Origin of the sequence: Microcoleus sp. B13-B6, assembly GCF_036705405.1 — a bacterium.
GTDB lineage: Bacteria > Cyanobacteriota > Cyanobacteriia > Cyanobacteriales > Microcoleaceae > Microcoleus.
In genome coordinates, this window is sequence record NZ_JAUBUJ010000059.1 from 1 (window position 1) to 13,791 (window position 13,791).

Consider the following 13,791-nt stretch of genomic DNA (forward strand, 5'->3'; position numbering starts at 1 on the left):
GAGGCTCTTTCTGCCCATTCTTGTGACTACTTTCCTATGCCTGACCTCATTCCCGAATTTCAGACCTGAATCCTTACCAAATCTTTTTGCTTGATGGGAAGCCACAGAGTGTAAAAAAGTTCACCGGGATTCAACCACTCGACCCAAACTTTCTTTGCATGACCGTAAATCAAATCTTGTTGTGGCGCTTGAGACCACCAATCCTCGATTTTCATATACAAATCGTCTAAATCTTTTTGCAAGGCTGCCAGAGTTTTTGCTTTCTTGATGGCTTTTGTATCTAGGGCCCGCTGCCGATCGCCGTGTCTGGCGATAATTTGGCAATAATCGTACAGTTTGTCGAGTCCAGCTTTACCGAATTGAAGCTCCTGGAAAAGGTGCGAAGCACCGGTATTTGGGGCTAGTAAAGACGGTCGCATTGCTGCTGCGGCTAAGAGCAAGCTTACGGCTTGATTCCATTCACTTTTTTCGGGTAATGAATAGCTGGCGGTGTAACTGGTGAAGTCATCTTTAAGCAGATTTGCAAGTTTTCCATATCCTACATCATCGCGCAGGTTTTGTCCTAGCAATACTGCTCTAATTAAATGCGGTGGCAGGTGCGGTTCAAAGTTGGAGTATTGTTTTTCAAAGCAGCGAGCTAAATGAAACGCAAGGCTGAGTTTTTCTTCAAGAATCAGCCGCCAAACTAAGTCGCGCAAAACTGCTGGACGTTCTCGATCGGGGTCGTCCAAGATGGATTGAGCGATTTGTTGAGCGGTATCATTGGGCGAGAAGCTGTAGAGAGACTGTTTTTCTTCTCTTTTTTTATTTCCCGGCTTGTCAACTTCTTTTCCTTGCTTATTTTCCGAATTTTGCTGATTTATCTGAATTGTGGGTGGCAGTTCTATGGGTGGAAAATTAGGGATATTTTCAGCGGTTTGCTGCGCGATCGCCTCCTCTGTCAATACCGAGTTCAACTCTGCTAATGGTGGTTGTTCGACAACAGGAACAGTTTCAGATTCCGGCTCATAAACTAAGGAAGTTTCGTCTAAGTTATTGTTAGTAGAAACCGCAGGCAAATCTGGTATTGTTTCCGACTGAATAATCAGTTTACCTCTGACTGCTGCCATCGCCAGAGTTCTTTCAAATGATTTTGCTACGGCATCCTGTAAAGAAGCTAAATGCTCGTCATCTGCTGCTTCCCATTCTGCAATTAGTGTTAGCAGTTGGCAGAATGGATGATTACCGTCAGCCAAGAGTTGGGTGTAGGGATGCAAGTCAGACTCCTGGGATTCGGAGATGGCGCGTTGAAGTTCGCGGGCTGTTTTCTGACATTCCAGCAATGACTGAAAATTGCTCTCTACTCGATGGGCGATCGCTAAAACTCGTTCCAGAACCCTCAAAGCAGAGTCGCGGACAAGAGCGATCGCACTTTTTTGCTTCTCGGCCAAATCCACACGCTCAAGTACAGACTTGATATCTGCTAAAGAATCAATTTCTTCAACTTTCAGCGTTGTCGATACTGCAAAATATTCAGCCAATTCTAGCACATTATCGCGAAGCTGAATAAACTTTTTATGGGACTCATCAAGTTCTTGAATCAGCTCTTTAGATATAGGTATACCAGGGTTTAGCAATTTTCGACTCGCCTCTGACAGCCGTTTCTCTAGTTGGGAAAAAACATCTTCTAGTGCGGTGAGTTGTTTGAGTAAGTCTGCTGAATTGTGTTTCATCGGTTTAATCGCTCCATTCAAGTTATTTTCTCTCAGTTCGGCAATGTGGAAATTATGCTCATTCAAATTTGCATAATTCAGATTGTTTTGACTTCCATCGGTTCTCGACAAGTAAGTCTCCTCCAATATAGTTTCTTCTATATTTGATTCTTCTATGAAGTTGTTAAAAGGAATTAATGGTTCTGTCATATTAGCTGTATCAACTATTTTATCACGAACAGGCTCCTGTAAGAAAGTGTCGCGGCTGCGAGACAAGTTTTCTGAGATATTGAACTGTCTGGGCTGCATCGGTTGGGCGATCGGTCTTTTTGTCTGAGTTTGGTCAATCCCTGTAGGGCGAATACATTCTTTTAAAATACTGTTGCGGTTGGGATGGCGCAATCTTAGTAAAGCCTTAGCCTCAATTTGCCGAATCCGTTCGCGGGTAACATCAAATATATTACCGATTTCCTGTAGACTTTTCTCGCGGCCATCATCCAATCCGAATCGCATCCGAATAACGTCACGTTGTCTAGGACCCAGAGTATCTAAAACGCTTTCTAAATCTTCGGCAAACAAATTTTTATATACTTTTTCTTCTGGTGTTTCTCCATCGAATTTAATCAACTCTCCCAATGTATAGTCTTCATCATCACCCATTTTAGTATCTAAGGAAATGATAGATTTAGCCGATTGAACAACAAAGCGCAATTTGGCAATTGTTATCTCCATTTTAGTCGCGATTTCTTCTTCCGTAGGCTTGTGGCCGATTTCTTGAGAAAGCTGTTTGGTAGTTTTCTTGATCTTCGAGATAGTTTCATAAACGTGAACTGGTAGGCGGATAGTCCGCGATTGATCGACAATAGCCCGCGTAATTGCCTGACGAATCCACCAATATGCGTAGGTGGAAAACCTGGTTCCCATCGTGCAATCAAACTTTTCTACAGCCTTGATTAAACCGAGATTTCCCTCCTGAATCAAGTCTAATAAATCCAGCCCTCGATTTTGATATTTTTTAGCGATTGAGACTACCAGCCGCAAGTTAGACTCTACCATTTTGTCTTTCGCTTTTGGGCTGGCCTCTAATTCTAACTCAGAAAATTTTCGAGCTAATTCAATCTCTTCGTCAGCTTTGAGCATGGGAATTCGACCGATCTCTTGCAGATAAACGCGAAGCGAATCTGGCGGTATACGGTCTTCTTTAAATTTGATGCTGTCAGGAAGAGTTTTATGCCAAGCTTCATGAAATTCGTCAAAGTTGCTAAATCCGTGATTTTTATGCAACTCTGCCAAGGAAAGAGCGAAGAGATTTTTTAAATGGGAGTTTGTAGGACTGTCGAATGGGATATCTTTAATATGTTTGACTTTTCCTAATACATCTTTAGATTCATTGCCTTTGTCGGGGCGGCGGTTGATAATGGATAAAGTCAGAGTTTGTCCATGCTGGAATAGAATTATCGCGGGCTTGAGAAAGAGTTTATTAATCTCGCGGACAATGCCGTCAAGCTGTTCGCTAGTGTAGGTGCTACGCTGCAATTTTATTGCGAAAAACAAGTAGGAAGAAATGAAAAACGTATTTTCTCCCTTAGCTCTTGTCTCCAAGGATAATTTTAGCTGGTCATCACCCGCAATTTCATCCCAAGTGAGCTGAAATAAAAAATCAACAGTTAGCCATTCATTTAACAGAGCTTTTTGGTGATTTAGCTTTTTATCACTATCAAATTTGGCAATAAAATTATCCGAACTCTTAGGATAAAAGGGAAGAGTTTTATCACTGCGGTAGCCAAGAGCTAAAAACAAATTTCTAGCGTTATCGGCAAGTTTTCCCTTGACAAAACTACTTAAAGCTTCATTAATAGATGCTTTGGCTTGTTGTTCGCTGACGCTCATTTAATCACCAGCCAGGTAATCAGTTCAAAATCAGTTGTTGCTTTAACCTGATGCGCTTGCTCAACCAACACAGCACTGCGGCTAGACAGCAGGTGGCCGATGAGCCGCTTGTTGTAAATACCTGCAATTGAATCAACCGCGCGCTTAAGCAAATCGTTATACAAACTCATATCAAATCCGTTATTAGTTTGTCTATCGAACAAGTTGCACAACTCTTCATAGGGAACAGTACACCCCGCGCAGAGCAACTGATATATTTCAAGTATTTGTTTGGGTTGAGCAAAAGTTAATCGCACTTCCTTATTTTCTCGAACGTAAACTAAAAAGTATGGTTGCAGCGGGTTGACGGTTTTATTATCAAGACAATCGCCTTTTTGTTTGAGGCAAAAAATTACGCCGGGAGCAATTATCGGGTACTCCGAGTTAGTTGGAACTACGGCATAGAGTCCTAAAGGGGCATCTTGGAGTAGTTTGCGGTTGCTCTCAATGTATTTGGCTAGTTCCATTCGGAAATCATCGAGAGTGAATTCCGTTAGGGCTACAGTCTCGGTGAAATCTTCGAGATCCAGCACCTCGTCTTTCAATCGCAGCAACTGCTTGTCGCGGTATTTCAAATCACTCTCAATCAGTTCTTGAATCTCCTTTGCCTCCAGCAGGTTATCTTCAAATGTACCAGCCATGTCCGCTAAAGCCATCCGTGCTTCTACTCGATTTTTCAGATTGATGTATTGATCCAAGTCCTCTGTCGGCCAAAAATTAATTAATTGTACCGTGTGGTTGGGGCTGCCAATGCGATCGCACCTACCGAACCGCTGGATAATTCTGACTGGGTTCCAGTGTATGTCGTAGTTAATCAGATAATCACAATCTTGTAAATTTTGCCCTTCCGAAATACAATCAGTGGCAATTAATAAATCAATCTCGCCGTCTTGCTGCATAGATGGAATTTGGGCGCGTTTCTTGGCGAAAGGCGAAAAATTTGTCAGGATGTGATTGAACTCGTTTTTGCCAAAGGTAGTCTTATTTGCCGCCGATCCCCCAGTCACCAAAGCTAAGTTAATTTTCAATTCTAATCTTGCCCATTCCCGCAATCCTTCGTAGAGATAGACTGCCGTATCTGCAAAGGCAGTAAAGACTAAAACCTTGCGATTTGGTTTGCCATGCTTGTTAGTCGTAGGATGCTTGACTTTCTCGGCGATCAGTGCTTTTAACTCAGCCAGCTTGGCATCGCGTTCCACAGAAATGCTTTGGGCAGAATTGTAAATTTTTTTAAGCTGTTCCTTGTCGCGTTTCAGGTCTTTTAACCAGGTTTCGACATCGAGGTGCGCCATTTGAAATATCAGCTTCTGACCTACTTGCATGGCATCTTGCAACTCTTCATCGTCCAAGTCTTCAATCATCCAATCGCTGAAAGTTACTGTCTGGTTAGCGTCGCGAGATTGCTGCAATTGCTGAAAATTTTTAATTTTTGTCTCTAGATCTCCAGTTTTTTTAATCGTGCGCTCCATTGTCAGCGCAAAGGAACGGATGGAGCTTTCTAAGCGTTTAAGAAAATTGACTTTCATCATGCCGATCAAACAGCGTTCGCGATCGCTCTGTTTGAAATTTCGCACTCCTTTATTTTCATACACCGAACGGTATGGCGGCAGGACATATTTTGAAGGGTTGAATAGCGAGAGTTGATATTTAGAAATTTCGCTGTTAAGCTGTTCGTAGGACAGGAACTCACCCTTTAGGTCAATCTCAGGAAATACCGAAATGGGTTTGAGCCGTTCTGGAAAGCCGCCTAATTGGGCGATCGCATCTTTATAGTATTTTTGAATGTGCTTGCGCGATCGTGCGATCGTCAATTCGTCAAGCAGTTTGAAAAAAGCAGAACTTAGTTCTTCCAGCAGTTCGCTAGTTTTGCGATCCCTACTTTTCTTGGCCCACTTGGTAAATTTCCCCTGAGCATCAGCTAGTGTAGCGCGCAGACTGGCAATTCCCAGCGATTCGCTAAACGCAGCATCGCGACCTTCTGTGATAAAATAAAGTTGATTCCGCAAATCCTTTAAATCATTGTTAACCGGAGTTGCTGATAAGAGTAGCACCTTAGTTTTGACACCGCTCTTGATAATGTCATCCATCAGCCTTTCGTAACGGCTTTTTCTAATTAGATTGCCAAATTCGTCCCGTTTACTCTTGATGTTGTTGCGGAAATTGTGGGATTCGTCAATAACTACCAAGTCATAGTTGCCCCAATTAATCTTTTCTAAATTAAGATCCCCAGAGTAACCGGAATCCCGGCTCAAGTCGGTGTGAGACAGGACTGCATAGTTAAAGCCGTCTTTAAGAAAAGGATTCAGTTCGCTATTGTTCTGTGCTAGATATACCGTCCAATTCTCGCGGAGTTTTTTGGGACAAAGAACCAAAACTGTTCCTTTATTGCGAAGTTCAAAATATTTGATCACCGCTAGAGCTTCAAATGTTTTACCTAAACCAACGCTGTCAGCAATAATACACCCGTTATATCGTCCGATTTTATTGATAGCAGCCTTAACTCCGTCTTTCTGAAATTCAAATAGAGATTTCCAAATTTCTGTATTAAAAAAGTGTAACTGTTCGCTGAGAATATCGTTTTTTTCTAGGTCATCGAGGAAAGTCTCGAAGATATGAAACAGAGTTTTGTAGTAGATAAACTCAGGAGAATTGTTCTGGTAAAGTTGCTCTAGGTACAGCAGCACATCTTGTTTGACATCTTCGATTAGTTCGGCATCATTCCAGAGTTCATCAAACCAGGCTTTCAGGTCGCGGGTATCCCGTTTGCTATCTACTTCTAAATTGAGTTCAATATTGTTGTTTTTCCTACCTAATCCCAGTCCCCGCACGGTAAAATTAGAACTGCCCGTAATAGCATTTTCACTTCCGTTATGAGCAATGTGATACATTTTGCCGTGCAGTAAATTAGATTGCTTTACCGACCGTATCTGTACTTTTTTCTCAATCCATTCTGCACATTCTTTTGCAACCCGCTTTTGCTGCAACCGATTCTGTAGCTGCAAGCCCTCATCCTCAATTTGGAAAGCCTTTTTATCAGTTTTACTGGGGTCAAGTGACTTGATGAAGCGCGGTTCGCCAAAGAGAAATTTCAAGCTTTTAATACCTAGAAGTTGTTGCTTCAAACCATCAAAAGCATAAATTGTAAAGTAAGCAGAAACAATTGACAAGGTTGAGTTTTCCTCAACCTTGGCTTTCAAAAAATCGCCCACAGTACCCCGGCGGCGGTTGTCTCTAATTGCCGACTTTGGGAGAGAAGAATCATGCTGTGACATAGCCTACCTTTATGCGGTTGTTGCACTAGGCTATATTCTACATCTTCCACAATTCTCAAGAACAGGCTTTCCGGCATGTTCCACAACACATACCGATATTGTACAATCAACTCCGCAAACGCCCTGACCTGAGAATGCTAATAATTAACCAAAAACCCAAAAAACTCGCCGCCCCAAACAAACCAGTGCTCAGAAAAGATAGCTGAGAAGTTTGTGCGTTAGAAGAAATAATTGCCGCCCCCACAATCAGCGAACCCACGACAATACTAAAAGAAAGTCGGTTCGCAGAATCCCCCAGAGTGCGACGCAGCGGATCGAGTTCTTTTAGTGTCAAGTTCCACTTCAAAGTTTCTGAAGTAACCCGGTCTAAAAGCACTTCCACCTGTCGCGGGGATTGCAAAGACAAGCTTTTCAGATCCAGGGCAGTTCTCAACAAAGCTTGTATCGGGTCATCTCCGAATAACTGACGCCGAAACATATCGGTCATCAGCGGTTTCACCTGCTCTACAATATTAAACCTGGGATTAAAAGAGCGGGCTAGTCCTTCCAAATTAGCTAGAGTTTTTGCATACAAACCGAGATTGCTGGGAAGCCGAATTTTATTTTTGCGGGTGATTTCCAGCACCTCATAAAATATTTCCGACAAGTTCATTTGCGACAAGCTGACATTGTAATACTTGCGTAGCATTCGAGCCAAATCGTTCTCTAGATTAACTAAACTTGTCGGCTGAGCAAATTCTGCCATTTCCAAAGTTAATTGAGCGCAGCGCTGAGCGTCTAAATCGACAATTGCCAGCAACATTTCTGTCAAATTCTGCTGAGTGCGCGGGTCTAATCTGCCGACCATGCCGCAGTCTAGCAGGGCTATGCGGCCATCTTTGAGATAAAATAAATTGCCGGGATGCGGGTCTGCGTGAAAGAATCCGTCGATATATAACTGCTGGAAGAAAACGCGGCAAAGCAGCGTTGTAATTTCTTCGCGTTCGGCATTTATATCTCCTTTGTGGCGAATTCCTTGCAAGTCGCCTAGCAAAATTGGGACTCCGTTCAGCCACTCCATTACTAAGAGTTTTTTTGTAGTCAACTCCCAGTTAATTTCTGGTAAGACAACTTGTGTGGGGTCAAACCATTTACTTTTAGATAAATTGCGGCGCAGTTCGTCTGTGTAGCTGGCTTCTTGAATGAAGTCTAGTTCTGCACGCAGGGCGATCGCAAATTCTTCAGCTAGGGCGACAATATCGTATTGTTGACCGAAGTCTGTGAGCATGACAAGTTCTGCCAAACCTCGCAGTACGGCGATGTCTTGTTCGATGACAATATCAATACCGGGGCGCTGAACTTTGAGGGCGACTTCGCGGCCGTCTTTTAAAGTAGCTTTGTGGGTTTGGGCGATCGAACCTGCAGCGATGGCTTCGGTGTTAAATTTGGCGAAGGTATTTTCGAGAGATTGTGTGAGTTCCTGGCGGACGATTGCTTCTACTTGCGACCACGGTACGGGCGGCACTTCCGCTTGTAGCGTGGAGAGAGTTTCGATATAGCTGGCCGGCAAAAGGTCAGGACGGGTGCTCAGCAATTGTCCTAATTTGACAAAAACTGGGCCTAATTGGACGAGGATGTTGCGGAGAACTGCTGGAGTTGGGAGACTGGGTGCGTCGGTTTTGCGGCCGGTTAGGAGGCTTTTCATGTAGTCCCAACCGTTGCGGAAGACGACCTCTAGAATTTCTCCTTTGCGAGAATTGTTTTGAACTAGGCTAAACAAGGGGCCTCCGGGTCGATCGGGTTTAAGGGCTATATAACTACTAGGATAGCGCTGTTGACCGGGCTGACCAGTGTCTTGGGGAATAACTTGGGCGAAAGGGTGGGAATGCGCGTGAGAATTTTGGGGTGCGGGGGGCGATCGGTTTTTGGCCGTGGCATTAATCCTCATGGTAATATACAGTTAAAGCAGACATGATATTTTTATAATTAAATTTATTAACTTGAAAAGATGTGTCAAAGAATTGAATGAGTAAGTTATTAAAAACCAGATTCTCAATGTTTTTAATATCGTATAAGAGACATGATTGCCATCCCATTTCCTGCCAACTCGATCGAATTATCCATCAACTTAACTGACGAGCAATTTTTTCAGCTTTGTCAGCACAACCGCGATTATCAATTTGAACGTACAGCATCAGGGGAATTAATTATTATGCCACCGACAGGCAGTGAAACTAGCAGGCGTAATGCCGATTTAACATCTCAACTCCGAGTCTGGAACCGTGAAACTAAACTGGGAGTAGTTTTCGACTCTTCGGGAGGCTTTACACTCCCCAATGGTGCCGATCGCTCTCCTGATGCCTCTTGGGTCAAAAAAGAACGCTGGGATGCTTTAACACCGGAGCAAAAAGACAGTTTTGCTCCTTTGTGTCCTGATTTTGTTGTTGAGTTGCGTTCTCGGACTGATTCCTTGAAGAAACTTCAAGAGAAAATGCAAGAATATATAGATAACGGTGCTAAATTGGGTTGGTTAATTGACAGGCAAAATCAGCGTGTTGAAATTTATCGCCCCGGTCAAGATGTTGAAATTATCCAAAATCCTCGCACTCTATCAGGGGAAGATGTACTACCTGGTTTTGTGTTGGATTTAGCAGAAATTATGTAAGTAAAGTAAATTGATTTGTTTAGTCATGGGTCACAAATATGAGTGCAGTTGATGTAATATTTACTATTCCTGATACGATTAGGAGGTTTTTCTAATGGAATATATGTACAAACCCGTTAACAAACCATTTAAGATTTTTAGCGTTACAAAGTCGAATCTTGACAATTTGTCGAACTTGCTGGCTTCATCAGATGAATTTAGCTTAATCATAGAGAATAGTAAAGAAGATTACCTAACTTCTTCCTTACTGGCTTCATCAGATGAATTTAGCTTAATCCAAGAAGAGATTAGTAAATATTACCTAACTTCTTCGCACTGGGAATCACTAACAAATACGTATGATGTACTTTGTGAAGCTACTAAACTTCTTCAATATATAACTGCTGTTGCAAGGATTCATTTTACAGAGTTTCCACTTTTTAAGCCTGATAACATCCGCGAAGTTGACGAAGAAGGTAAGCGTCATAACCGAGTTGAGCTTTTAGTCAGAGATCCTCTAACTCGTGTTTATATCAAACTAGAAGGCGGTCAAGATAGAATCCCTATTTTAGGGTTTGACTCCTGGAGGAAGCTGGCAGAAGAAGACGAGATAGTTGAAAATGTTTTTAGACTATTTAGGGAGTTTGATCGTAACTGGATTAATCTTTACAAAGTTTATGAAATTGTCAAGAAAGATGCTGGAAAAAAAAATAAGATAGATAGGATTGAACAGTGGATAACTAAAGATAAGATTAGGCAATTCAAGCATACTGCTAATAGTCAAAGCGCAATTGGTGATGATGCACGGCACGGTGTCGATCAGAACGATCCACCAAAAGAACCTATGTCAGAATCAGAAGCAGAGGCTTTAATTAGGAATCTGGTAAAACAATGGCTTCAGTGGAAGTGCGAACAACAAAAGTAGAATAGTAAAGTACGACACAGATTAAGAAACGAAAGTCTGGATAAAGAGTAATTAATCCTTTGTATTCGCCTGCCCAATCTGTGGCGTACTTACATCACAATAAATCTTTCAACTTCTCATCTTCTCCCAAAACCTTAATTACCTGTTTAATCTCCTGCGTCCTGTCCTTTTTCACAATCAAAGTCACATTGCCATCTCTGACAACTACGACATCTTCTAAACCAATGGTGACAATCACCTCATTCTCATCGGCGGCATAAAAAATGCCACCTTTCGTATCAATTCCGACGTGTTTTGCTAACTCCACATTCGGCTTGTCTCCTTGCAGCAAACGGCCGATCGCATTCCAATCTCCCAAATCGTCCCAGCTAAAGCCTACGGGCAGAACACAAGCTTTTTGCGTCTTCTCCATCAGCGCGTAATCGATGCTAATTTTGGGTAATTCCGAGTAAGCCTGCGCGCCTTTTGCTTCCAAAGCTGCCATCATTTCCGGTACATGATTTCGCAATTCTGTCAAGACAGTTCCGACTCGAAATACAAAAATTCCCCCGTTCCAACTAAACTTGCCGCTGGCTACAAATTCTTCCGCAGTTGTGCGATCGGGCTTTTCGGTAAACCTCGCCACCCGATAGGCCGGAAAACCCCCAAAACTGCCAATTTCCTCACCTTGTTCGATGTAACCGTAACCAGTGGAAGCATAACTCGGCTTTACTCCCAAAGTGGCGATCGCATCCTGATTTTTCGCCAACTCCGCCGCCGCCTCCAAAGTCTTGATAAACTCCTGTGGTTCCCCAATCCAGTGATCCGCCGGGAAAAAACCAACAACCGCATCCTCACCGTAACGCTTCGCAGTTTCTATAGCAGTCCAGGCCACCGCCGGCGCAGTATCCCGGCCCTCCGGTTCCGCCAGCAAATTCTCCGGCGGTAACAGCGGCAACTGTTCGCGGACTCCCGCAGCCAACATTTCCGACGTTACCACCCACAAATCGTCCCAGCCGTTACCTAATTCCAAAAGTCTTTCCGCAGTAGCCTGCAGCAAACTCTTGCCGCTACCGTCGAGACTCAAAAACTGCTTGGGCCGCTGCTTGCGGCTCAGCGGCCAAAAACGTTCGCCTTTACCACCGGCCAGAATCACAGGAATTAAGGTTCTACTCATCGTTTAAAGTTTAAATAGTTCACGTCCATTTTGCCCTGAGACCCGATATGGTGTTTGTAAAGAATTACTTAGGCAGAATGATGATTGACTGTTGACTGTTGAGTGTATCACCCTAAATGTAGGGCGCGCATTGCGTACCTTACCCAATATAGAACAAAAAAACTCTCGTTAAGGAATCCTTGAAAATTGCTATAGCGACTAGCAATTACCATTACCTATTACTTCGACAATTCGACGTTAAGTTCGTTCACGACACGGCGTTTGAGCGGGATTGATTTTTCTCTGGGCAGCAAGTCAAAGACTTTCCGAAAAGCATCATCTACCTGTTCAAATGGTATTTGTCCTTTTTCATTAAAAACTACTTTTCCCGATTGGTCTAGGATGACAGTTTGAGGTACGAAACCTTCGTAATAATGGCTTGGTTCGGTGATTTCGGGTGACGGTTGCGGAGGCAAAGAGTCAATTGTTATGGGCATAAAGTCGGCTTCGCGCCCGTAAAATTCCTGGAGTTGAGAGACGACGATCGCGTATTGCTTGGAGTCGCTGCTGTCGTCAGTGTAAAACACTAACAATACGGGTTTATTGCGTTTGAAAGAATCTGTGAGTTTGACTTTAGGAGGAACTAGGGAACCGTTGCCGGCGTAGAGGGCAAAGATTGTACCGTCATAGCGATCGTCTGTGAGAGTGGCGAAGGCTGGTGGGGTGCCGGTTAGCAGTATCAAGCTAAGTGCGATCGCCACTGTTACAAGACTCGCTGACAACATTCGCCTCAGCCAGCGGATGCCAGAAGCAGCAGTAACAATTGAATTTTTGTTTTCAGGAAATATCATAGGTTATTGGCAGTTGCTGTAAGGAAAGCGAAATCAGATGCAAAAACTTTCCTAAGTTTATCAGCAAAATGTAGGCAAATGTTGTTGAGTAGGTTAAAGTAGTTTCGACTCGATGATCATAAATTGCTGATAGTGGCGATCGACAAGGCGATTCTACAGACCGAAGATCACTATTTGCGATCGGCTTTTCAGGGGCGGACTGGAACAGTCCGCGCCACAATAAAATTTATTTGTGGTGGGGTGGGCTTCTAGCTTCCCAGAAGGGTGCAAGATATTAAATTCAACTGATTACTAGAAACTGACAACTGGGAATTTACAACTAATGATAGCTTTGCTTGACGCACTCCTCGCCCAAACGCCGGCTGCTGATGTTTCCGGGCCGGCTCAAATCAATCTGGTGCAGGCCCTTGTTTTAGGAATTGTACAAGGATTAACAGAGTTTTTGCCCATTAGCAGCAGCGCTCATTTAAAGGTAGTGCCGATCGCCCTGGGATGGGGCGACCCCGGGGTTGCTTATACTGCTGTTATTCAGTTGGGCAGTATTGTCGCAGTGCTTTGGTATTTCTGGAAAGACTTGACAAATATAACTGTTGGTGCATTAGAAGCCGTGGTGCGACGCAACTACAAATCCCATGAGTTTCAAATGGCGGTGGCACTGGTTTTGGGAACAATACCTATAGTCTTTTTTGGGCTGCTAATCAAGGCATTGATTCCAGATTTTGACAACTCGCCACTCAGGAGTTTGGCCAGCATCGCTATTGCTTCGATAGTCATGTCGCTACTGTTAGCAATAGCAGAAAAAATTGGCAAGCGCAATCGTACTTATGAAAAGTTAACTGTTCAAGACGGTATTTTTATGGGATTAGCTCAAGCAATAGCCTTGATTCCGGGGTGTTCGCGATCGGGTTCTACCCTAACAGCAGGATTGTTTATAGGATTAGAAAGACCCGCGGCCGCGCGGTTTTCTTTTTTATTGGGAATTCCGGCAATTACTCTGGCTGGATTAGTGGAATTGAAGGGTTCTTTGGGAGAAGGAATCAGCGATGCTGGAGTTGCAGCTTTGATAGTGGGAACGATTTCGGCCTTTGTGTTTTCTTATTTGTCGATCGCGTGGCTGCTCAAGTTCCTGCAAACTCAAAATACCTGGGTGTTTGTGTGGTATCGGCTGGCTTTTGGTGTGGCGATTTTAACGGCGATCGCAGGTGGGGCAGTGAAAAATGCGTAGGTTGTTATAATTACAAGGACAGGCAAGATGCCTGTTCCACCAAAACAAGAACAGGCAAGATGCCTGTTCCACAAAGAGTAAATTTTCTTGTGGAACGGGCCGAAGAACCCGTTCATAAAAAGCTTATTAAGAGCTGACAA

At 43.5% G+C, this 13,791-nt stretch carries 7 protein-coding genes and 1 pseudogene; 3 read left to right on the top strand and 5 right to left on the bottom strand.

Going from position 1 to position 13,791, the window contains the following annotated elements; all coding sequences use genetic code 11:
• Window positions 1-2,048: 2,048 nt before the first annotated feature.
• From QUB35_RS23390 to QUB35_RS23400, 3 genes and pseudogenes are all read right to left on the bottom strand, one after another.
• Window positions 2,049-2,903, bottom strand: a pseudogene (locus tag QUB35_RS23390) (sigma-70 family RNA polymerase sigma factor); the annotation flags it as partial.
• Window positions 2,904-3,577: 674 nt separating this feature from the next.
• Window positions 3,578-6,892: a helicase-related protein gene (locus QUB35_RS23395; protein WP_333144088.1), complete on the bottom strand. Its 3,315-nt coding sequence runs from the start codon at window positions 6,890-6,892 to the stop codon at window positions 3,578-3,580.
• Between the two features lie 106 nt (window positions 6,893-6,998).
• Complete coding sequence (locus QUB35_RS23400; RefSeq protein ID WP_333144127.1) at window positions 6,999-8,651, bottom strand: AarF/ABC1/UbiB kinase family protein; 1,653 nt, start codon at window positions 8,649-8,651, stop codon at window positions 6,999-7,001.
• Window positions 8,652-8,951: 300 nt separating this feature from the next.
• Here QUB35_RS23400 and QUB35_RS23405 point away from each other — a divergent pair, with 300 nt between their 5' ends.
• Both QUB35_RS23405 and QUB35_RS23410 read left to right on the top strand, forming a co-directional pair.
• Window positions 8,952-9,536, top strand: a complete 585-nt coding sequence (locus QUB35_RS23405) for a Uma2 family endonuclease (protein ID WP_333144089.1) — start codon at window positions 8,952-8,954, stop codon at window positions 9,534-9,536.
• 94 nt (window positions 9,537-9,630) lie between these two features.
• Window positions 9,631-10,440 (top strand): hypothetical protein, encoded by an 810-nt coding sequence (locus QUB35_RS23410; protein WP_333144090.1) that lies wholly within the window; start codon window positions 9,631-9,633, stop codon window positions 10,438-10,440.
• A gap of 94 nt (window positions 10,441-10,534) precedes the next feature.
• Here the strand turns inward: QUB35_RS23410 and QUB35_RS23415 are convergent, their stop codons facing one another.
• Window positions 10,535-11,596: a mannose-1-phosphate guanylyltransferase gene (locus QUB35_RS23415; protein ID WP_333144091.1), complete on the bottom strand. Its 1,062-nt coding sequence runs from the start codon at window positions 11,594-11,596 to the stop codon at window positions 10,535-10,537.
• 218 nt (window positions 11,597-11,814) lie between these two features.
• A complete protein-coding gene (locus tag QUB35_RS23420) occupies window positions 11,815-12,426 on the bottom strand; it encodes a thylakoid membrane photosystem I accumulation factor (RefSeq protein ID WP_333144092.1) in 612 nt (203 codons plus the stop codon).
• A 322-nt stretch (window positions 12,427-12,748) separates the two neighbouring features.
• On the opposite strand from QUB35_RS23420, the gene QUB35_RS23425 reads away from it, so the two are divergent.
• Window positions 12,749-13,651 carry an undecaprenyl-diphosphate phosphatase gene (locus QUB35_RS23425; RefSeq protein ID WP_333144093.1) on the top strand — a complete coding sequence of 301 codons (903 nt, stop codon included), beginning with the start codon at window positions 12,749-12,751 and terminating at the stop codon, window positions 13,649-13,651.
• Window positions 13,652-13,791: the final 140 nt, after the last annotated feature.